The 20568-nt window shown below is 38.8% G+C and carries 17 protein-coding genes; 15 read left to right on the plus strand and 2 right to left on the minus strand.

What is annotated here, in order from left to right; all coding sequences use genetic code 11:
- Nucleotides 1-30 precede the first annotated feature (30 nt).
- Both I6F48_RS05210 and I6F48_RS05215 read right to left on the minus strand, forming a co-directional pair.
- Nucleotides 31-2451 (minus strand): TonB-dependent receptor, encoded by a 2421-nt coding sequence (locus I6F48_RS05210; RefSeq protein ID WP_024593972.1) that lies wholly within the window; start codon nucleotides 2449-2451, stop codon nucleotides 31-33.
- A gap of 218 nt (nucleotides 2452-2669) precedes the next feature.
- The gene (locus tag I6F48_RS05215) at nucleotides 2670-3947 is read right to left on the minus strand and encodes a Xaa-Pro dipeptidase (protein WP_197118977.1); all 1278 of its coding nucleotides are present in this window, start codon (nucleotides 3945-3947) and stop codon (nucleotides 2670-2672) included.
- 154 nt (nucleotides 3948-4101) lie between these two features.
- Here I6F48_RS05215 and I6F48_RS05220 point away from each other — a divergent pair, with 154 nt between their 5' ends.
- From I6F48_RS05220 to I6F48_RS05290, 15 genes are all read left to right on the plus strand, one after another.
- The gene (locus I6F48_RS05220; RefSeq protein WP_197118978.1) at nucleotides 4102-5943 is read left to right on the plus strand and encodes a DUF885 domain-containing protein; all 1842 of its coding nucleotides are present in this window, start codon (nucleotides 4102-4104) and stop codon (nucleotides 5941-5943) included.
- A 97-nt stretch (nucleotides 5944-6040) separates the two neighbouring features.
- Entirely contained in the window at nucleotides 6041-6553 is a 513-nt protein-coding gene (locus tag I6F48_RS05225; protein ID WP_197118979.1) for a YcgN family cysteine cluster protein, read from the plus strand.
- Entirely contained in the window at nucleotides 6553-7071 is a 519-nt protein-coding gene (locus tag I6F48_RS05230; RefSeq protein ID WP_165727973.1) for an RNA methyltransferase, read from the plus strand. Before I6F48_RS05225 ends, I6F48_RS05230 begins: the two co-directional genes overlap by 1 nt.
- Nucleotides 7072-7141: 70 nt before the next feature.
- Nucleotides 7142-8062 carry a substrate-binding periplasmic protein gene (locus tag I6F48_RS05235; protein ID WP_197118980.1) on the plus strand — a complete coding sequence of 307 codons (921 nt, stop codon included), beginning with the start codon at nucleotides 7142-7144 and terminating at the stop codon, nucleotides 8060-8062.
- A 58-nt stretch (nucleotides 8063-8120) separates the two neighbouring features.
- The gene (locus tag I6F48_RS05240) at nucleotides 8121-9377 is read left to right on the plus strand and encodes a sugar MFS transporter (protein WP_197118981.1); all 1257 of its coding nucleotides are present in this window, start codon (nucleotides 8121-8123) and stop codon (nucleotides 9375-9377) included.
- A gap of 256 nt (nucleotides 9378-9633) precedes the next feature.
- Entirely contained in the window at nucleotides 9634-11523 is a 1890-nt protein-coding gene (locus I6F48_RS05245) for a methyl-accepting chemotaxis protein (RefSeq protein WP_197118982.1), read from the plus strand.
- Between the two features lie 5 nt (nucleotides 11524-11528).
- Nucleotides 11529-12623, plus strand: coding sequence for a GGDEF domain-containing protein (locus tag I6F48_RS05250; RefSeq protein WP_197118983.1), 1095 nt, complete (start codon nucleotides 11529-11531; stop codon nucleotides 12621-12623).
- Between the two features lie 9 nt (nucleotides 12624-12632).
- Nucleotides 12633-13247 carry a DsbA family protein gene (locus tag I6F48_RS05255; RefSeq protein WP_197118984.1) on the plus strand — a complete coding sequence of 205 codons (615 nt, stop codon included), beginning with the start codon at nucleotides 12633-12635 and terminating at the stop codon, nucleotides 13245-13247.
- Nucleotides 13248-13488: 241 nt separating this feature from the next.
- A complete protein-coding gene (locus I6F48_RS05260) occupies nucleotides 13489-14241 on the plus strand; it encodes a DUF3450 domain-containing protein (RefSeq protein ID WP_008169959.1) in 753 nt (250 codons plus the stop codon).
- A 10-nt stretch (nucleotides 14242-14251) separates the two neighbouring features.
- The gene (locus tag I6F48_RS05265; protein WP_197118985.1) at nucleotides 14252-15619 is read left to right on the plus strand and encodes a MotA/TolQ/ExbB proton channel family protein; all 1368 of its coding nucleotides are present in this window, start codon (nucleotides 14252-14254) and stop codon (nucleotides 15617-15619) included.
- A 3-nt stretch (nucleotides 15620-15622) separates the two neighbouring features.
- On the plus strand, nucleotides 15623-16150 hold the full coding sequence (locus I6F48_RS05270) for a MotA/TolQ/ExbB proton channel family protein (RefSeq protein ID WP_010552929.1): 528 nt from the start codon (nucleotides 15623-15625) through the stop codon (nucleotides 16148-16150).
- A gap of 54 nt (nucleotides 16151-16204) precedes the next feature.
- A complete protein-coding gene (locus tag I6F48_RS05275; RefSeq protein ID WP_004334764.1) occupies nucleotides 16205-16618 on the plus strand; it encodes an ExbD/TolR family protein in 414 nt (137 codons plus the stop codon).
- Between the two features lie 12 nt (nucleotides 16619-16630).
- Nucleotides 16631-17236: an energy transducer TonB gene (locus I6F48_RS05280; protein ID WP_197119057.1), complete on the plus strand. Its 606-nt coding sequence runs from the start codon at nucleotides 16631-16633 to the stop codon at nucleotides 17234-17236.
- A gap of 69 nt (nucleotides 17237-17305) precedes the next feature.
- On the plus strand, nucleotides 17306-18634 hold the full coding sequence (locus tag I6F48_RS05285) for a tetratricopeptide repeat protein (protein WP_197119058.1): 1329 nt from the start codon (nucleotides 17306-17308) through the stop codon (nucleotides 18632-18634).
- A gap of 298 nt (nucleotides 18635-18932) precedes the next feature.
- Nucleotides 18933-20534, plus strand: coding sequence for a hypothetical protein (locus tag I6F48_RS05290; RefSeq protein ID WP_197118986.1), 1602 nt, complete (start codon nucleotides 18933-18935; stop codon nucleotides 20532-20534).
- Nucleotides 20535-20568: the final 34 nt, after the last annotated feature.

A 20568-nucleotide genomic window follows, 5' to 3' on the forward strand; every position in this document is an offset into this window, starting at 1 on the left:
GATTTATTATCCAGAGTTTAGGTTAACTAGTTAAAGAGTGTAACTAAAACTTAGTTTTGCATTACGCTCTTCCCCTGGCATACCACCTAAAAACATCGCTTTTGAGTAATACTTTTTGTTGAACAAGTTATTTAAGTTTAACTGCATATGCCATTTATCAGTTGTATACGATACCGCTGTATCGTAAATCGTGTAACTTGGTACGTAACCATCAGGAATCGAGAACGAACTTGAATTAGTACTTCTGTTATCTACAAATGTAATACCACCACTTATATTTACAGCTTCAGGTAAGTTAAACATATCTGCGTAATAAGTTACCCACGTGCTTGCTGTTACGTAAGGCACACCTTTTTGGCGTGTGTCGTAACTGCTGCTATTCGGATTACTTTTGTCACGTGCATCTTGATAAATACCGTTTACGTTTACTTTCCATTTATCATTTAAGTAAGCGTTTAAATCAAGTTCAATACCTGTTGTTTCTTCTTTACCATCATAATAGCTTTCAGGTACATTTGAGCCTGATGTTAAAGCGTCATAAAGCGGATTTGCGTATTCTAAATTAGTACGAGAGCTTTCGAATATAACAACAGAAGCTAGTAGTTGATCATCAAACGCTTTAAATCTAAAACCTAAATCGTTACTCATTGATTCAGAATCTTCTCTGTCTGCTTCATTACCCGCAACTGAGCCTAATACACTATACGCTGTTCGACCTTTTGAATGATTTACAAATACAGATAAATCTTCAGATGGCTGGTACGTTGCACCCAGGTTATACGTTAAGCCTGAATCTGATGTACTCGCTTCAGGTGTAGGCTCTGCACGGCTTGAGCTATAGCGCTCATCTACACCAAAGTGCTCGTAAGTTTGCTCAATTCGGTTATATGCTACACCAATACGCGTTGTAAGCTCTTCAGTAAGATAACCAACATGTTGAATGCCTAAGCCCCATGCTTGTACTTTTTTATTGTAGTCGCTGGTTTTAAGTGGATCGAAGTCATCAAAGCTGCCAGATGGCCAATTTGGTTCTCTTATATCGTAAATATACGGCAATGAACCTTGGTACGTTACATCACCAGCATCGTTTGTGAGTACGTAATCTTGATCCCATATTGAGAATTGTTTAAAACGAATATCTCTATCTTCGTAGTTTGCGTTAACAAGCAATTCGTTATCTACGTCGCCTAACATAAAGTCATAACGTAAATCTAAAAAGTACTGCCATGATTTTTCATCTGCTTCTACTTGGCGGTATTCTTGGCGGCGTGCTGCATACGGGTAAAGTACACCGTCTTCAACTAACGGAGCACGTGGGTCATTATTTATAATTCCATCACGAGTAGAGTAAACGTAGTTATAAGCACCTGTTTGGCGCGCAAAACTTGATGTGTAGTTACGGTACTGTAGCTGCTGGTTTAAAAACAAATTGTCAGTAATGTAATAGTTATGCGTTAATTTAAAACGCAGTTCTTCACCTTCGTTAGCATCAGCCATTGGTGAAATAATACCATTTGTGCCAAAGCTATAAGGTGTTAATCCATCAGATGCAGATAGCGAATTAGCAAGTTGGTCGCGTTGTGCATCACTTAACTGTACGCCGCTTCCTGTCGGATCGTTTACTAAATCGGCACCGGTTACTTCACCCGCGCTTAAACCATTTGCAGTTTCTGCATTGTAAATACGAATAGGGTGGCCAATAGAATCAACCGCTATTTCATCTTTTATATAGGCTGCAGAAAGCATGATGTTTTGTCTGTCGTTTAGCACGTATTTAAGCGAGGTATAAATTTCGTCGCGATCTTCTTTTAAATCGCGAAAGCCGTCACTTGACGCTGTTTTAGCCATTACACGATAGGCCAAGTCATCTGTTATAGCGTTAGTGCTATCAAACGATAATGAATAGCTATCCCACTGGCCAAGCTCAGCCGATACTTTGTGTTTCTCTTCAAACTCTGGTTTTTTCTCTATTAGGTTAATTACGCCACCCGCACTACCAATGCCATATAAACCTGTTGCTGGGCCTTTTAAAACCTCAACAGATTCAACATTTGTAAGTGAACGAGTTGGGTTAAATGTATTACCCAGGCCTGCACCACCATACATACCATCGTAGGTGTAGTTTGCATCTAAACCACGAATTACTAAGTTATCACCAATACCGTAGTTATTACCTGCTTGTGTTAAACCACTTACGTTTCTAACTAAATCTTGTAGGCTATCTACACCTTGAGATTCAATAAGTTCACGGTCAATAATCACAACCGGTGCAGGTGTTTCCATTAAAGACATGTCTGATTTAGTAGCAAGACCTGAGCTCATCACCACGCGGTTTTGTTTTTCGTATACGCTGATGCGTTCAATATCAGCATCAACTTGTGTATTTTGGGCAAATGCCATATTTGCATTTAAACAAGCAAGAGTAATAAGAGAGTACTTAAACGTTTTCATAGAGTGATAACTATTCGCGTTATTGAATTTGCGCGAATGATAATGGTTATTGTTTTTAAAGTGAATAGAAAGTTCATTTTATTTGATTAAATAAAACTGTTCGAATAATTAATAAACAAAACCAAGCCTAATAAAGGTACGGTGTACCTTTTATAGGATATTCGAGATGGGTGAGGGGTTTATTAAGGCTAAGTAAGCTCAGCCTTAATAGCGTGTATTTACAATTGGTTTTTATAAACAACACCTGCTTTCATTACGAAGGGTACTGACTCTAAGGTTTTAATGTTTTTAAGAGGGTTTGCTTTTACAGCAATTATATCAGCTGCAAATCCGGTTTTAATTTGTCCTAACTGAGTATCCATTTTTAATAACTTAGCGCTATTAATCGTGGATGCTTGAATTGCTTGTAGTTCTGTCATGCCAAATTCAACCATTCGGCTAAACTGTTTTGCATTATCTCCGTGCGGGTAAATTGCTGCATCGGTACCGAACACCATTTTAACGCCCGCTTTTACAGCACGGTTAAAGCTATCACGTTGCCTTTTTGATACTTGGCGTTCTTTATTTAGGTTTTCTTCGTCAACACCATTTTGCTCGCCATAAGTTAGCGTGTATTCGGTGTTATAAATATCCATAGAAAGCCAAGTTCCATGCTCTTTGGCAAGGGCTATGGCCTCGTCATCTAAAAAGCTGGCGTGCTCTACGCTATCAACACCTGCTTTAATGGCCGTTTTAATCCCACTTGTACCGTGTGCATGAGCTGCAACAGGTAAATCTCGCATATGGGCTTCATCAACGATGGCTTTCATTTCTTCAAAAGAATACTGCTGTGCACCTACTTTAGTCCCTTTTGAAAATACTCCACCTGTGGCGCAAAACTTAATAGCGTTTGCCCCGTATTTAATGTTTTCGCGTACTTTTATACGCGCAGCCCATGGACCGTCTGCGACGCCACTTGAAGTATATTTAAGCTCAGGAGGTAATCGGTTGTTATCACAGTGCCCGCCGGTAATTCCGAGTGATGGCCCCGCAGCCCAAATACGAGGGCCAACTATGTCACCCGCATTTATGCCGTCACGCACCGCTATAACGCTGTAACCTTCTGCGCCAACATTACGAACTGTTGTAAATCCGGCTTCTAAGGTTCTTTTAGCAAAATGAGCCGCTTTAATTGCCATTCTAGGAACTGACTGGCCTAAACGTTCACTGCGTGGAACCGTAGGGTCGCTTGTTAAATGCACATGCATATCCATTAAACCTGGCATAAGGGTTAAATCAAGTAGTTGAATATGTTTATCATCTTTAGTCAGCGTTGGTTTTTTATTTTGTTCAATGTTTGTAATTACGCCATCATCAATAGTAATCAAGGGCAATTTAATGAGCGTGCCATCTTCAACATTAACCATGGCTTTAGCCGATAGGTATGTAACAGCATGGGCATTAAAAGTAGTTAAACAAAGTAAGGCTATAGAGGTGCTGAGTAGTTGTTTTTTCATTTTATTTTTCTTTTAAATCATATTTGAATTAATAGAAATGTAACAAGCTCAGATAAAAGTGCAAATTTAATACGATGAACGCAATCTATCGTAATTACTTTATTAAGTAAGGCTTAATGCGCATAATCAAAAAACGATATTAAAAAGGATTATCATGAAATCAATTAAATTAGCATTAGTTGCCAGTGGCGTTATGTTTGCTTTAAGTGGCTGTATGAATACTGAGCTTAGTACACACACTAATACCAGTGCGCAGTTAAACACCGTTAACGCATCGGCAGGTATTGTTTCAGAGCTTTCGGCAGAGCAACAGCTCGATGTACTTGTTGCACAGTATTACGATGAATCGCTTACATATAGCCCCATCAGCGCAACGTATAATGGTCGTAACGAGTTTAACGATCAATTTACGCCTGTGATTTCAAAAGAAAATAGAGCTAAAAAAGCGGCTTTTTATAAAAAATATCAACAGCGCTTAAACTTTATAGATAAAGCACAGTTAACAGGGCAGTCGCTTTTAAGTTTTGAAATATTAGAGCGCGACCTTGCACTTAAATTAGAAGGCATGCAGTTTCCTGATTATTTACTACCAATTAACCAAATGGCGGGTGCGCATAACACCTTTGCAGGTTTTGGTTCAGGCCAAAGTGCTCAGCCGTTTAATAGCGTTGAAGATTACACGGCTTTTATGTCGCGTAGCGAAGGTTTTGTAAAGTGGCTTGCCAGTGTAGAGCGTTCAATGGCGCAAGGCATTAAACTAGGTATTACGTTACCAAAACCACTTGCTGAAAAACTGCAGCCACAATTTGCAGCTCATGTAGTTAAAAATGCCGAAGGCTCACTATTTTGGGGACCAATTAAAAAATTACCAGACTCGTTTAGCGCACAGCAAAAGCAAAAAATTACAGCGCAGTATCGTGAATTGATTATGCAGCACTTAGTACCGGCTTATAAAAGCATGAGTGACTTTTTAGCTAATCAGTATATTGCAAATAGCCGAGAAAGCGTTGGTTATAGTGACTTACCAAACGGTAAAGCATGGTACGAATACCAAATTAAGAAAAACACGACGCTTAGCTTATCTGCAGATGAAATTCATGACATTGGTTTAAGTGAAGTGTCGCGTATTTTAAGCGAAATGAAAAAAGTAAAAGAAACCGTAGGCTTTAAAGGTGAGTTATCTGAATTTTTTGACCATTTGCGCGATTCAGATGAATTTTACTACGACACGCCTGAGGAGCTAATTGCGGCATATGAAAACGTTAAGAAAAAAATAGATGCGCGTTTGCCTCTGCTTTTTAACATAGCACCAAAAGCACCTTACGTTGTAAAAGCGGTTGAAGCTTACAGAGCGCAGTCTGCAGCTGGTGCGTCGTATGCATCTCCTGCACCTGATGGCTCTCGCCCAGGCATTTTTTATATCAATACCTATAACTTAAAAGCACAGCCGAAATTTTTACTCGAAACCTTATCTATTCATGAAGCAGCGCCAGGTCATCACTTTCAAATAGCCCTGCAACAAGAAATAGACGGCTTACCTGACTTTCGCAAATTTGGTGGTTACACCGTATTTGCAGAAGGTTGGGCACTTTACGCAGAAAGTTTAGGCAAAGAGCTAGGCTTATTTACCGACCCATACATGTGGTACGGGCGTTTATCAGACGAGCAATTACGTGCAATGCGTTTAGTGCTTGATACTGGTTTTCATGCAAAAGGGTGGACGCGTCAGCAGGGTATTGATTACATGCTTGCTAACTCATCTATGGCTAAAAGTGACGTAATAGCTGAAGTTGAGCGTTATATTGCATGGCCGGGGCAGGCGCTTTCTTACAAGTTAGGGCAATTTAAAATCCAAGAACTACGTGATTATTCAAAAAAACAACTGGGTAATAAATTTGATATTAAAGCGTTCCACACGCAAATATTAATTGATGGCGCATTACCAATGCCAATACTAGAGGAGAAAATTAAGCGTTGGGTTAAATCTCAAAGCTAATTTTTAGCGCAAAGCCAGTACTTTGAAAGGGTATTGGCTTTGCGCCATTTACAGCAATACGGTAGAATGCGCGCTCTTTAGGGGGCACGAGTAAACTATGTTTGATCAACAATTAGCAAATACAAAATTTTGGCTTAAAAAAAGCTTAAGCGACATGAGTCAAAACGAATGGGAAGCCATTTGTGATGGATGCGGAAAATGTTGTTTAAATACGTTTATTGATAGCGAAGATGAAGACGAATTTACCGCCACCGATCAGTTACGTGAAGGTGAGCAGTTAATATTTACTAATATTGTATGTCAGTATCTTGATAATAATACCTGTGGTTGTAGCGAGTACGAAAACCGCCAAACGCTTGTTCCTTCTTGTGTAAAACTCACAAAAGAAAACCTCAAAGACATCTTTTTTATGCCACAAAGTTGCAGTTACCGCCGTTTACACGAAGGGCGTGGTTTGGCTTCTTGGCATCCGTTATTAAATAATGGCGATAAAACAAAAATGCATGAGTTAGGTATTTCTGTAAAAGATAAAACAGTAAAAGATTGCGATGTGAAACTAGACGACTTTGATTTGTATATTGCAGAGTGGCCAACAAAGGACGCTGATTAATGAGTAAACAACAAGCCGTAATTGGTTTAATCAATCCTAAAAGCCCGACTAATGTTGGCGGCGTATTGCGTGCAGCAGGGTGTTACGACGCTAAACAGGTTTTTTTTACTGGTAATCGTTACTTAAATGCCAAAAAATTCCATACCGACACAAAAAATGTACTTGAGCGTATCCCGCTTACCGAAACTGATAGTTTAGAAGTAGTAAAGCCAGAGGGTGCAACCGTTGTTGTTATTGAACTTATTGAAGGTGCAACGCCTTTACCTGAGTTTAAACACCCTGAAAATGCATTTTATATATTTGGTCCTGAAGACGGCTCAATCCCAAAAGATGTTTTAAAGTGGTGCGATGAAGTTGTTTATATTCCCACTATTGGCTGCATGAACTTAGCGGCTACTTGTAATGTGGTTTTGTACGACCGATTAGCTAAATTAGGCGGCGTTGAGAGCAGCGATACAACAATTATAAGCTCGCGCGATACAAATAATAAAATGAAATGGGAAAAAGCATCTGATTAAGGTTTATCAGTGCAAAAGGTTTAGTTGTAACTAAACTTAAAAACATGATTAATCATAAATAGATTTTTACATGCGGTGGTTTTATTTTATATTATTACTGACAAGTAGTAAGTGTTTTGCAGAAACGTCAGTTGAGTATTATCAAAATGGTATTCAACATGTTTTAAATGGGCATTATCACAAATCAGGAGTGCTCTATGCAGCGAAAACTCCCAAGCAAATACTTCATCTAGCTACTCTCGACTGGCCTCCTTATATTGGTAGTAATTTATGTAATAAAGGATGGGTTTATCAGTTTTCTATTGCCTTATTAAATAGTAAGGGCTACAGCGTATATATTGAATTTTTGCCTTGGGCAAGAGCTGTACGAAATGTAGAACTAGGCAAAGCTGATATATTAATGCCTGAATACTTTATAGAAGATACAGCCCCCTCCGATTATGTTAATGGTAAAACACGTCGAGAATTACTTGGTTTATCTAATTCGTTTAAAGGTGGCGAAATTGCATTTTTAAAACGAAAAGGTGATAAGGATCGTTTCACTGGAAACTTAAAATCGCTTAAAGGGCAAAAAATTGGGGTTGTTCGTGGGTATCAAAACACACCTGAGTTTGATGCCATGATGGATAATAATGAGTTTGAAATTATTACCTCTGTTGATGATTTACAGCTTGTTCAGCTACTGGTTGCTAAGCGTGTTGATTTGATTATAGGCGATCCCGACGTTTTAAAGTTCTCAGTTTCTTACTCCTCTTTGAGTAAATCTGAAAAAAACACCTTGCTTTCATCCATTGAAAATGAAAACACCCCTTTGCAATACAACCCTTTATATTTTGCTATTAGTAAGCTGACACCTAACTGGCTTTTAGTATTAGAGGATATAAACGAAGGGCTTTATCAGTTTCATAATAGTGGCGAGATAGACCGTATTATCAATACGACAAATACTCAATGCAAACCATATAATTGGAACGTTCCTTTGTTGCGCTGACTAATTTATATATAAACATGTAGAATCGTTTTCAACTTGTTAATGGAGTGAAAACGACGTGAGTGAAATAAATACAAATCAATCATTCGCGGTCAACGAACAGCCAAATAAAAATTATCTGTTTCCACTGACTGCAATGACGACCCTATTTTTTTTATGGGGTTTTATTACTGTTTTAAACGATGTACTAATACCACGATTAAAAGGCGTATTTGATTTAAGCTTTTTTGAAGCGATGCTAGTACAGTTTTGCTTTTTTGGTGCTTATTTTATTGTTTCTATCCCTGCGGGGATTTTAGTTAAGCAGTTTGGTTACAAAAAAGGGATTTTAACTGGTTTAATTGTGGCTTCAATTGGCTGTATGTTGTTCTACCCTGCAGTAGTGGTACATGAATATTGGCTATTTTTAGGCGCTTTATTTGTTCTTGCATCAGGTGTAACAGTACTTCAGGTTTCTGCTAATCCTTATGTTGCAGCTCTTGGGCCTGAAAAAACGGCTTCGTCTCGGTTAAATTTAGCACAAGCTCTTAATGCACTCGGCACTACAGTTGGACCATACGTTGGTGGTTTATTATTTTTTGGAACCGCAGGTAGTTTAGCTGCCTCTGCAGCAACTGCTGAATCGGTAAAAGTGCCTTACTTAATGCTTGCCGGCGCCTTATTGCTTATCGCTATTATATTTGCCTTTATAAAGCTTCCAGAAATCGAAGCCCATAAAGAAGAAAACAATACCGCAATAGAGTCTCGTTCATTAACTCAAGCACCTCACTTAACTATGGGTGTACTTGCTATATTTTGTTATGTAGGCGGGGAGGTAGCCATTGGTAGCTTTTTAGTTAATTACTTTGGTGAGGCACACATAGCAGGACTTGAAGAGCACACTGCAGCAGCGCTTATTAGTTATTACTGGGGCGGGGCAATGGTAGGGCGTTTTATTGGTTCTGTATTATTACAAAAAATAGCACCTTCAAAAGCCATCGCGTTTAATGCCTTTAGTATTATTGCACTCTTAATGATCACTATTTTTACTCAAGGTGACGTCGCTTTATATTCAGTATTGGCAATTGGTTTATTTAACTCAATTATGTTCCCGACTATATTTTCAGTTGCTATTGAGCGACTAGGATCGTTGACCAGTAAAGGCTCTGGTTGGTTATGCTTAGCTATTGTAGGTGGTGCACTTGTGCCATTACTCCAAGGTTTTATAGCTGACACAGTAAATATACAACAAAGCTTTTTTGTACCAATGGTGTGTTACGTATTTATAGCATGGTACGGTTTAAACGTTGTACGATTAGCAAATAAGTGGCAATAACCGCTTAATATTAAGTGACTGAATACGTATTCAGTCACTTATAAAGCTATATTTTACAGGAACGTTCCAAAAATAATTGATACTAGTCATAATCTATTTCACTATTAGTCAGTTACCCACAAAAACCTTTTGTTTTACAATCCTTTATTCTTATTTTTCATCAATAACCTACTATAAGTCTCTTTTACTAGGACATTTAGCTAAATTTTTGCTAAAACTGTATGGATAATAACGAAAAAATAATAAAAGGGCTTATATGCTTAACTCGTTAAAATTTACTTCCAAAGTGACTATTGCAGCCTCTTTAATTTTAGTTTTGGTACTAGGGTTATTTACTTTTAATAACTATATTGCGATGCGCAAGCAAACCGAGCAGCAGTTAAGCCTAGTATTACAACAAAATTCTGAATCTGTGTCGCAAAATATAGCGAGTTGGTTAAATGCAAAGCTGGCAATTGTTATATCAATTGCTAAAACGCATAAAGCTAATGATTCTAAAGCACTCACCCTTTCACAATTAAATACTGCAGAGCTTGCCGGAAGCTTTAAAAATACTTACATAGGTAAATCCAGCGGCACGTTTATATTAAACGATCAATCAGCCGTTTTACCTGCTGACTTTGATGCGACTTCTCGTCCTTGGTACAAATTAGTCGAAAACAAATCAAATACCGCTTTTACAACTCCCTATATTGATGTAACAACTAACGAGCTTACAATTTCAGCGGTAGTACCCATGCTACAAAATGGCCAGTTTAGCGGCGTTGCAGGTGCCGATATTGATATGCAAACTGTGACTAAAATTATTAACGATATTGATTTTTTAGGTCTTGGCTATGGTTTTTTACTCGATAACAAAGGTCAAGTATTAAGCCATCCTAATGCTAAGTTAAATTTAAAAAATACATCAGATATTTTTGGTACTAATACGCCCTTGCAAAGTGAGTTTACCCAATACGAGATAAACGGAGAGTCTAAGCTTATCTCGTTTACAAAAATTAGTGGTATTGAAAACGTAGATTGGTACTTAGGTGTTGTTATAGATAAAGATAAAGCATATGCCAGTGTATCGACTTTTGGTCAAACTGCGGCTGTTTTTATGGTGATAGGGATCATTGCTATCATTATTATGATGCAGCTTTTACTACGCTATTTAATGCAGCCTATGAACCGTTTAAATGATGCCATTAAAGATATAGCACAAGGCGAAGGCGATTTAACAAGGCGCTTAACCGTTGAAAATGATGATGAATTTGGCGACTTAAGCCATTCATTTAATATTTTCATCGAAAAAATTCAGCATTCAATAGAACAAGTTAAAGAGTCCACAGAGCAATTAGATACAGCTATTGAGAGCTTGGTATCACAAACACATTCATCATTGTCTATGTATGATGACCAAAGCAAGCGTACCGATAGCGTGGCAGCGGCTATTAATCAGTTTTCAGCTACATCTATGGATATTTCAAATAATGCAGAGAGTGCATCGCAGCTTGCTAAAAATGCAGATGAGCACTCAACACAAAATCAAGAAGCATTAAGCCACAGCGTTGCAACCATCCATCAGCTTTCGGCTAATATGGAGAAAGCTCAGCAAACTATAAACAGTTTAAATACGCACACAGCCAGTATTGGGCAAGTGCTTGAAGTTATTAAAGGTGTAAGCGAGCAAACTAATCTATTGGCATTAAATGCAGCAATAGAAGCCGCTAGAGCAGGAGAGGCAGGACGCGGTTTTGCTGTTGTAGCAGATGAAGTACGCCAATTAGCACACCGCACTCAACAATCAACGCAAGAAATTGAAGACACGGTGAGCCAGTTACAAAAAGGCTCAAACCTTGCTGTAGAGCTTATGAAAACAAGCCTTCAAGACAGTGAAAAAAGCGTACAACAAGCAGATGCCGTCGGCAATTTAATGAGTCATGTTATACAGGCTATTAAACAAATTAATGATGAAAATCATTCTGTCGCCAGTGCAACAGATGAGCAAAACCAAGTAGTTAAGTTATTAGATACCGATATTCAAACAATTAATGCACTTTCTATACAGGGCAAGGCTAACTTAAATGACACGCTTAACGAATGTACCAAACTAAAACAGCAGTTTAGTGCCTTAGAAAATATGGTTCAAAAGTTTAAAGTATAAAATTAATGACTAAAAAAAATGTGAATAAACCAAATTGGCTCAGTCTAATAAATATCGACAGTGTTTATAGCTCAGACAAACAGCGCAAAGCGTTTTCTTTATTTACCATGATTGGGATTTCAATTGTGGTGATCGCACTATTAGTGTTTTTAAATTATAAGGTTTACTCACCGATACTCACCGCTTCATTAATTATCGTTAACATTACAAATATAAGCTGTTCTATTTACTTTATAAAAACGGGTAACCTGCAAGTTGTGGCATTAATAAGTATGAGCATTGTGTGCATGATGTTTGTTGCACTTGTTTATACCGGCGGTAAAGACAACACCGCGCTATATTGGCTAATGTTTTATCCTGTAGTGACGTTTGCATCTTTAGGGGTCAGATTAGGTGCTGGGTTAGGTTTTACTTTACTGTTTTCTTGTATTGTTATTTTATACGGGCCTGACTTTGGTCAAGTTAGCTATGGCAATATAGAAAAAACACGATTTATAGCGTCCTTTTCTATGGTGTTTTTATTCTCATTTATTGGTGAGTATTTTAGATATAAAAGCCATCAAGCTATTGCTGATATTACACTAGAGCAAAAGCAAGATGCTTATACAGACCCCCTTACTGGCATAGCAAATAGGCGTTTTATTACCTCTCATTTTTTAAAGCTTGCCCAAACACGCCCAGAGCAGTACTTGCCTTTTTCAATTTTGTTAATTGATTTAGATAATTTTAAATCTTTAAACGATACGCATGGTCACAACTTTGGTGATACGGTATTGATTGAGTTTACCAAGCTTTTGGAATCTCAGTTCTTGGCAACGTCCTTAAAAGCACGTTATGGCGGCGAGGAATTTGTTGTTATTTTACCGCAGGTTACTGTTCCTACAGCCACTGAAATAGCTAATAAATTTCGTGAAGCTGTTGCAGGGCATGTTATGTTTACTGATGATAAACAATGTATTTCAATCACGTGTAGCATAGGTATTGCACAAGTAAATAAAGTAACTGATTATGATAGTTCATTAAAACAAGCTGATGAATTTCTTTATAGCGCTAAGGCAGCGGGGCGGAATAGAGTTGTCTCAAGCCTAGGCCTTAGTTAAAGGATTAATATGTCTCAAAGTAAATTAATATATGTTCATGACCCAATGTGTAGTTGGTGTTGGGGTTACTCACCAACCTGGCTTAAGCTTAAATTAGAGCTTGCTGGTAAAGTAGCAATTGAATATAAAGTAGGTGGATTAGCACCTGATAGCCAAGATCCAATGCCACAAAATATGAAAGAGATGCTTGAAGGTACTTGGCATAAAATTTCAGCGCAGTTAGGTACGCAATTTAATTATGACTTTTGGCGTAACTGCCAGGCAAGGCGCTCAACGTACTCCTCATGCAGAGCTGCACTTATAGCGCGCAAAGCAAATAAAGAAGCCGACATGGTCGCTGCAATTCAACATGCTTATTACCTAAACGCGCAAAACCCGTCAGATGAAAGTACATTAATTAGTTTGGCTGAAAAGATTGGCTTAGATAAAAATGAGTTTACCGTGCAGCTAACGTCAAGCGAGTTTAATGATGAATTTAAAGCTGAGTTATCCTTTGTTCGTACACTACCAATCCAAGGTTTTCCCTCACTAGTGCTTATTAAAGGTAATAAAGCATACCCAATTGAAATAAATTACACCGATTGGCATTATTCCCTTAATCAAATTAATTCAATTTTAAAATAATCCAGCCTGTTTATAGGGCATTTGGCTAACAAATGCTCTTATCATCTTAAAAACCCCCTCGTAAGTCTTAATTATTACCACTGTCATAAAATCGACTTTTTTGCGCAACATCCTTGTCATGTTTCATCTATAAACTCCTGCTCATTGAAATTATTAAGTCATAAATTATTTATATAACAAAGTTTATGACCTAAAAAAACAAACTAGCAAATCCGCTAACTAACGAGTAAAGGTGTATGCGATGAAAGGCGTTAAACCATTAATCTTAGCTGGTATTGTGGCCGCAAGTGCAGCAGTACACGCAAACGATTTAGATAAGGTTATTGATAAAAGCAGTGAAATTAATAAATCAGCTGCGCAATCACAAACAAAAATAGACAAGATTGCAGATTCAATGCAAGGACGTTTACAGCAATTTAAAACCCTCAATAAAGAAATTGATGGTTTAGCTGTTTACAACGCTCAGCTAACTAAACAGTTAAATAATCAAGTAGAAGAGATGGAATCTTTAAACCTGTCTATGGATCAGGTTTCTATTATTGAACGTCAAATTACGCCGCTAATGCTTAGAATGATTGAAGGCCTTGAGCAGTTTGTATCTTTAGATATTCCATTTTTAGCTGATGAGCGCACTAAGCGTGTTACATCTTTAAATGAAATGATGAATCGTGCAGATATCAATTCAAGTGAAAAATTTCGCCGTGTACTCGAAGCCTATCAAGTAGAAGTAGACTACGGGCGCACTATTGAAGCCTATACCGCACTTTTAAACGTGGATGACAAAGAGCGTGAAGTCGATTTTTTACGCATTGGCCGTTTAGAGCTTATTTACTTAACACGCGATGGTAAAAAAGCAGGTAGTTGGAATGCAGATACAAAATCATTTGAAGCATTACCAGACTCTACAATAAGCCAAATTAATAAAGGCTTACGTATTGCGCGTAAGCAACTTGCCCCAGATATGTTAACTCTGCCAGTACATGCAGCAGAATAAGAGGTTAAAAATGAAATTGTTTACTCAAATGACAAAAATAGCTCTTTTTGCTGCAAGCCTAAGCATTACTGGTGCAAGTATAGCGGCAGAGCCAATGAACCTAGATTCATTACTTAAAACGCTCGAAAATGGTCAATCAGCTCAAAGTGAGCAAAATAAGCAGCGCGAACAAGAGTTTACTGCTCGTCAAAACGAGCAAGTACAAACGCTTAAAAATACCCAAGCAAAGCGTAATCAAATGCTGGTGGAATCTGAGCGCTTAGAAACGCAGTTTGAAGAAAACGAAGTTAAACTTGCTAACTTAACAGACACGCTTTCTAAACGTATGGGCTCACTAAAGGAGTTATTTGGTGTGTTACAGCAAGTAGCGGGTGATTCTAGCAATAAGTTTGCAACATCAATTATATCTGCCCAGATTGATGGCCGCAGTACGTTTATGGATGACCTTGCTCAAAAAATGGGTTCAACTTCAAAACTTGCTTCAATAGAAGATATTGAAAAAGTATGGTTTGAACTACAGCGCGAAATGACCGAGCAAGGCAAAGTAAGTCGTTTTAACGCAAGTGTCATTGTTGAAGGCGGTACTAAAGCACAGCAAGAAGTTGTGCGAGTGGGTGCATTTAACCTTATATCAAACGGTAAGTACTTAGAGTTTAATTCCTCGACTAATTCTTTGAGCGAATTAACTCGCCAACCTGTATCGCGCTTTACCGCAACGGCAGACGATCTTCAAAGTACTAAAAGCGGTGTGGTGCAATTCGCACTTGACCCAACAGGCGGCTCTATTCTTGGTTTATTAGTTCAAGCACCCGATACACAAGAACGTGTTCATCAAGGTGGCACTGTTGGTTATGTGATTTTAGGTGTGGGTGTTATTGCACTCCTTATATCACTGGAGCGTTTTTTCTCATTATTGATTATGGGCGGTAAAATTCGCCGTCAACTTAAAGATACTGTTGCACGTGATGACAATCCGCTTGGACGTGTAATGAAAGTAAAAGATCAATTTCCGAGTGTTTCACACGACACACTTGAGCTTAAATTAAGTGAAGCTATTTTACGTGAAATGCCAAAAGTGACGCGTAATTTAACACTTATCAAAATCATCTCTGTTGTTGCACCGCTGTTAGGTTTATTAGGTACGGTAACAGGCATGATCAATACATTCCAAGCAATCACCTTATTTGGTACTGGGGATCCTAAGCTTATGGCTGGCGGTATTTCTCAAGCATTAGTAACAACGGTACTAGGCTTAGTAGTAGCAATACCAACGGTATTTTTATACACCTTACTTAATACGCGCGCTAAAAATATTTTGTTAACTATTCAAGAGCAGAGCGCCGGTATTATTGCAGAGCGAAGCGAGAAGGGAGCATAAACCATGGTGCTATTGATTGATTCAATCAATGCTATCCGTGATTTTCTCGACACTGGTGGCCAAGTTCTCTTGGTCATCGGGGTGTTAATCTTCGCGATGTGGTTATTGATACTCGAGCGATTTATTTACTTTTTCAATGGCTTTCGAAGCTACAAACATGCTCTAAAAGCCAATTGGATTAACCGTGCAGAACGTGATAGCTGGAATGCAGAGCAAATACGCGAAGCGATGATATCGCGAGCAGGTATGCGCTTAAACACCAATCTTTCTTTGATTAATGTGATGGTTGCTTTGTGCCCACTACTTGGTTTGTTAGGCACTGTAACGGGCATGATAGAAGTGTTTGATGTAATGGCAATTACCGGCACAGGGAGTGCGCGTTCAATGGCGTCAGGGGTATCTAAAGCAACTATCCCGACAATGGCAGGCATGGTAGGTGCGTTATCTGGGGTATTTGCCTCAACGTATTTACAACGAAAAGCTAAGCGCGAAGTAGAACTACTACAAGACAGCATGGTTTTAGACCATTAAGCAAAATTTTGATGAGCGGCTCTTATAAAGCCACTCATCCTAGGAGAATAAAAAATGAGAGCCCCGTTAGGAAACCTATTTCAAGAAGATGAAGCTGAAGAAATAAACATGACCCCAATGCTAGACGTTGTATTTATCATGCTTATTTTCTTTATTGTAACTGCCTCTTTTGTTAAAGAAGCCGGTATTGATGTTAACCGCCCAGAAGCCGCAACTGCTGTGAAAAAGGAGCGTGCAAATATCCTTGTGGCGATTTCAGATACAGGTGAAATTTGGATTAATAAACGTCAAATTGATGTACGCGCAGTACAAGCCAATATCGAGCGTTTAAAAGCAGAAAATCCACAAGGTAGCGTTGTGATTCAAGCGGATAAAAAAGCCACTACCGAAATGTTAATAAAGGTGATGGATGCCTCGCGCGCGGCGGGCGCATTTGATGTATCAATTGCCGCACAAGATGCGTCTTAAGGGCTAGTTATGTTGCGATATTTAGTTGCATTAGTGATAGCTGGTGTAGTGACCTTTATGTTGTTTTTAGGCATGCAGGCACTGATCACTGGCGGTGAAGGCGCTATGACGGATCCGGTAAAGGGTAACGTACTTGATTTTGTTCGCTTGAAAAAAGAAGAAACCGTACAAAAAAAAGAGCGTAAGCCACAAAAGCCACCAACACCAAAAGAGCCGCCACCACCAATGGAATCACCGCAAATGCAAAATAGTGATGCTACAGCTAATGCTAACAACTTTGACTTTGGTGCAAACGTTGATGCGGATGTAAATTTAGCCGGCGGGTTAGCACTTGAAACAAGTGATGGTGAGTATTTACCCATTGTTAAAGTGGCACCTGTTTATCCGCGCCGTGCATTATCGCGAGGTATCGAAGGCTACGTTATTGTTGAATTTATAGTAACTAAACAAGGCACTGTACGCGACCCACAAGTAGTAAAAGCAGAGCCTGAGTCACTGTTTAATAGAGCCGCGATGGATGCAGCACTTAAATTTAAATATAAACCACGCGTAGTTAACGGTGAAGCCGTTGAAGTGGCGGGTGTTCAGAACAAAATATCTTTCCAAATTAGCGGTTAATTTAGTAATTAACCACGAGTATACGGACAGTAATGTGAGGCGATTATGAAACCATTTATTAAATCAGTTATGAAATTAAACCCAACAACTAAAATTTTAAAAGTTACACTATTTTGTACCGCTGCAGTAAGTACAAGCATTGTAACTCCAAGTGCTTTAAGCCTGATACCAGGGCTAAATGTAGCTACGGCACATGCAGAGTCAGAACAAAAAACTAAACGTGTACCAGCGCTTCGCGAAAAGGTCTACAGCCAACTCGCACGTGCACAAAAACTCGCTGATGATGGCGATGTTAAAGCAGGCCTTGAAGCGCTTGATAGCATTCAAGAACGTGCATCAAGTATGAATTCGTACGAAATTGCAATGATGCATAACTTTTATGGCTTTATTTATTACAACGAAAACGATTTACCAAAAGCGATAGCTTCGTTTGAAAAGGTCGTAGCAGAGGAAGCCATTCCTGAGTCGCTTCGTTTAAGCACTACGTTTAGTTTGGCGCAATTAGCTATGGCTAATAGTGATTACACTAAAGTTATCGCATTTTTAGATGACTGGGACAGTATTAACACTAAGCCTAAAACAGAAGGCTATTACTTGTTAAGAGCCCAAACTTATTATCAGTTAAAGGATTATAAAAAAGGGCTTGAGTACATATCTCAAGTAATTGCTTTAAGCGACAGCGAAGGCAAAATCCCTAAGGAAAACTGGTTAGTACTACAGCGTGCAATGTATTACTCACTTAATCAAACTGACAAAGTTGTTGAAGTACTTGAGCGCATGGTAAAGCTTTATAACAAGCCCGAGTATTGGGTACAGTTATCGGGTATGTATGGTGAAACAGGGCAAGAAAAGCAGCAGTTGGCGGTAATTGAAGCGGCTTATCAGCAAGGATTTTTAACCTCTAAGTCTGATTTACGTCAATTAGCGCAAGTGTATTTATATAACGGCTTAGCATTTAAAGCCGCAGACGTTATGAGCGATGCGATTGAAAAAGGGATTGCAGAGCAAAACGCTAAAAACTATGCCTTTGTAGCTGAGGCGATGATTCAAGCAAAAGAAGACGAAAAATCAATAAAATACTTTGTAAAAGCAGCCGATTTATCACCCAGTGGTAAGTATGATCAACGCTTAGCTGAAGTATATGTTAATACTGAGCAATATGAAGAAGCGGCCGACGCAGCGCGTAAAGCACTTAATAAAGGCTCACTTGATTTTGAATCAAATGCATTTGTAGCCTTGGGTATGGCTCAGTACAACTTACAAAATTTTGATGCCTCTATTTTAGCGTTCGAACAAGCCGAAAAACATAAAAAATCACAGCGTTTAGCACAACAATGGATTAAATATGTAAAGCGCGAGAAAGTGCATGCAGAAACACTTAGAACAGCCTTACTGTAAATTTCAATAATTCCTGCGCACGTATAAGTAGGAATTATAAAGCCATTTCATAATCGCAATACCAAACCGCCTCATGGCGGTTTTTTTGTTGCTATAAAAAGTAACCAATTGATTTTATGAAAGTTAACATTGTCATCTTACGGTTATCAAACTGTAACTACTTTGTCATATCACTACAGTATCTTACCTGCATTCGATAACTCAAGTCACCTTAATGCATGAGTATCGTGCTTTAAAGTGACTTAAGTTTTTACTTAATACGCTAACAAAATAATTAAATACTTTAACGGAGTGAACAATGAAATTATCTGATTTATTCAAGGTCAGCCTAGTAGCAACTGCAATGACTCTAGCTGGCTGTGGCGGCGATATCGAAATTACACCCACTGTAAACGATAACAGCTCTACAACAGATAACAGTGTTAATAATTCAAATAATACAGCGGGCTCAACGGCTGATGAAGACGCTGAGTGTGCAAGCTATGAATCAGATGCAGGTACGGTAACGGGTGTCGTTAGCGGAATTGACTGTTTATATAACGACTCATTTGCTAGTAAAACGATCTCTATTACAAATAACATTACGTTTAAAGAATTGCCAGGCGGCGGTGTTCACGTTTTTGATGATGCCCTACAAATTGGCGAAGACGGCAGCACGGTTGATGGTTTTGAAATTCCAGCGAATGGTCCAACGATGACCGTTGAGCCGGGTGCGGTGTTAGCTTTTGGTTCAGGTGAAGCTATTTTACGCGTTGCACGCGGTGCAAAAATTCAAGCAGTAGGCACGCAAGACAAGCCTGTTGTATTTACATCAGCGAATGCGTTTGACCGCTTTGATACCGCTGGCGAAGGTGCACGTTACGCTGACTGGGGCGGTATTATTATTAATGGTAACGGCATTACTGACCAATGTACCGATGCAGAACGCGGTGGCGCTACATGTAACGTCGCTTCAGAAGGTATTACAAGTTACTTTGGTGGTAACAATAATGCAGATTCTAGTGGCAATATTAAATGGGCTAAAATTTGGTATGCGGGTTCGGGTCCACGTGTTGGTGGTGAAGGCGATGATTTAAACTCTTTAACACTTAATGCTGTAGGTTCTGGCTCTGAGTTTGATTATTTACATATTCACCAAGGTTTTGATGATGGTATCGAAATTTTTGGTGGTGCTACAACGCTTAAACATGTTGCAGTAACAGATACGCAAGATGATTCATTTGACTTTGATGCTGGTTGGCAGGGTAAAGCTCAATACTTATTTATCCAGCACGGTACTGTAACGTTAAACGACGGCACAGTTGTAAACATGGGTAACAATGGCTTTGAATCTGATGGCGTTAAAGGTGCATCTTCTGAGCAAGTTTCTCCTTCTAACCCAACTGTTGCAAACGTCACTGTAATTACGACTGATGGCAACTCTGTACGCGATGATGACCCTTCACAAGCATACAAGTTTGATGATCAGTTCAATTCAAGTATTTACAACGCTGTTATTATTAAGAAAAACGCGACAAATACACAGTGTATTCAATTCTCTGGTGACGGCGAAAAGCAAGCTGACAAAATTTCATTTACAAGTTCTGTAATGGCGTGCTCTGCAAACTTTACTGATACAGATACCTTTGCAAGTGGACCATTAGAAGGTCAAACCAAAACAGCATGGTTCGAAAATAGCGGTGCTAATCAAATTCTAACGGATGACGTAGTGCTTCTTGCTGATAATGGTTTTGCAACTAACACAGCAGCTAGCGAAGTAACGGTTACGGCCACTGATTTAAGTGCAACAGATTCATTCTTTGAAAACGTTAACTACATTGGTGCAGTATCGGATCAGGATACAGATTCTAGCTGGTATAAATGGGTTCAAGCAGCTGTTACAGCAGCCAATGCTGACTAACTAAGTACTGCATTTATAACCTCTAATTAAAGGC

Origin of the sequence: Pseudoalteromonas sp. SWYJ118, from assembly GCF_015864505.1 — a bacterium.
Classification (GTDB): Bacteria; Pseudomonadota; Gammaproteobacteria; order Enterobacterales; family Alteromonadaceae; genus Pseudoalteromonas; species Pseudoalteromonas arctica.

Excerpts from the sequence above, each read along its gene's own strand:
- I6F48_RS05210 (WP_024593972.1), bottom strand. The coding sequence starts at position 2,451 with ATGAAAACGTTTAAGTACTCTCTTATTACTCTTGCTTGTTTAAATGCA.
- I6F48_RS05260 (WP_008169959.1), top strand. The coding sequence starts at position 13,489 with ATGAAAGGCGTTAAACCATTAATCTTAGCTGGTATTGTGGCCGCAAGT.
- I6F48_RS05230 (WP_165727973.1), top strand. The coding sequence starts at position 6,553 with ATGAGTAAACAACAAGCCGTAATTGGTTTAATCAATCCTAAAAGCCCG.
- I6F48_RS05265 (WP_197118985.1), top strand. The coding sequence starts at position 14,252 with ATGAAATTGTTTACTCAAATGACAAAAATAGCTCTTTTTGCTGCAAGC.
- I6F48_RS05215 (WP_197118977.1), bottom strand. The coding sequence starts at position 3,947 with ATGAAAAAACAACTACTCAGCACCTCTATAGCCTTACTTTGTTTAACT.
- I6F48_RS05255 (WP_197118984.1), top strand. The coding sequence starts at position 12,633 with ATGTCTCAAAGTAAATTAATATATGTTCATGACCCAATGTGTAGTTGG.
- I6F48_RS05245 (WP_197118982.1), top strand. The coding sequence starts at position 9,634 with ATGCTTAACTCGTTAAAATTTACTTCCAAAGTGACTATTGCAGCCTCT.
- I6F48_RS05290 (WP_197118986.1), top strand. The coding sequence starts at position 18,933 with ATGAAATTATCTGATTTATTCAAGGTCAGCCTAGTAGCAACTGCAATG.
- I6F48_RS05285 (WP_197119058.1), top strand. The coding sequence starts at position 17,306 with ATGAAATTAAACCCAACAACTAAAATTTTAAAAGTTACACTATTTTGT.
- I6F48_RS05220 (WP_197118978.1), top strand. The coding sequence starts at position 4,102 with ATGAAATCAATTAAATTAGCATTAGTTGCCAGTGGCGTTATGTTTGCT.
- I6F48_RS05225 (WP_197118979.1), top strand. The coding sequence starts at position 6,041 with ATGTTTGATCAACAATTAGCAAATACAAAATTTTGGCTTAAAAAAAGC.
- I6F48_RS05275 (WP_004334764.1), top strand. The coding sequence starts at position 16,205 with ATGAGAGCCCCGTTAGGAAACCTATTTCAAGAAGATGAAGCTGAAGAA.
- I6F48_RS05235 (WP_197118980.1), top strand. The coding sequence starts at position 7,142 with ATGCGGTGGTTTTATTTTATATTATTACTGACAAGTAGTAAGTGTTTT.
- I6F48_RS05250 (WP_197118983.1), top strand. The coding sequence starts at position 11,529 with ATGACTAAAAAAAATGTGAATAAACCAAATTGGCTCAGTCTAATAAAT.
- I6F48_RS05270 (WP_010552929.1), top strand. The coding sequence starts at position 15,623 with ATGGTGCTATTGATTGATTCAATCAATGCTATCCGTGATTTTCTCGAC.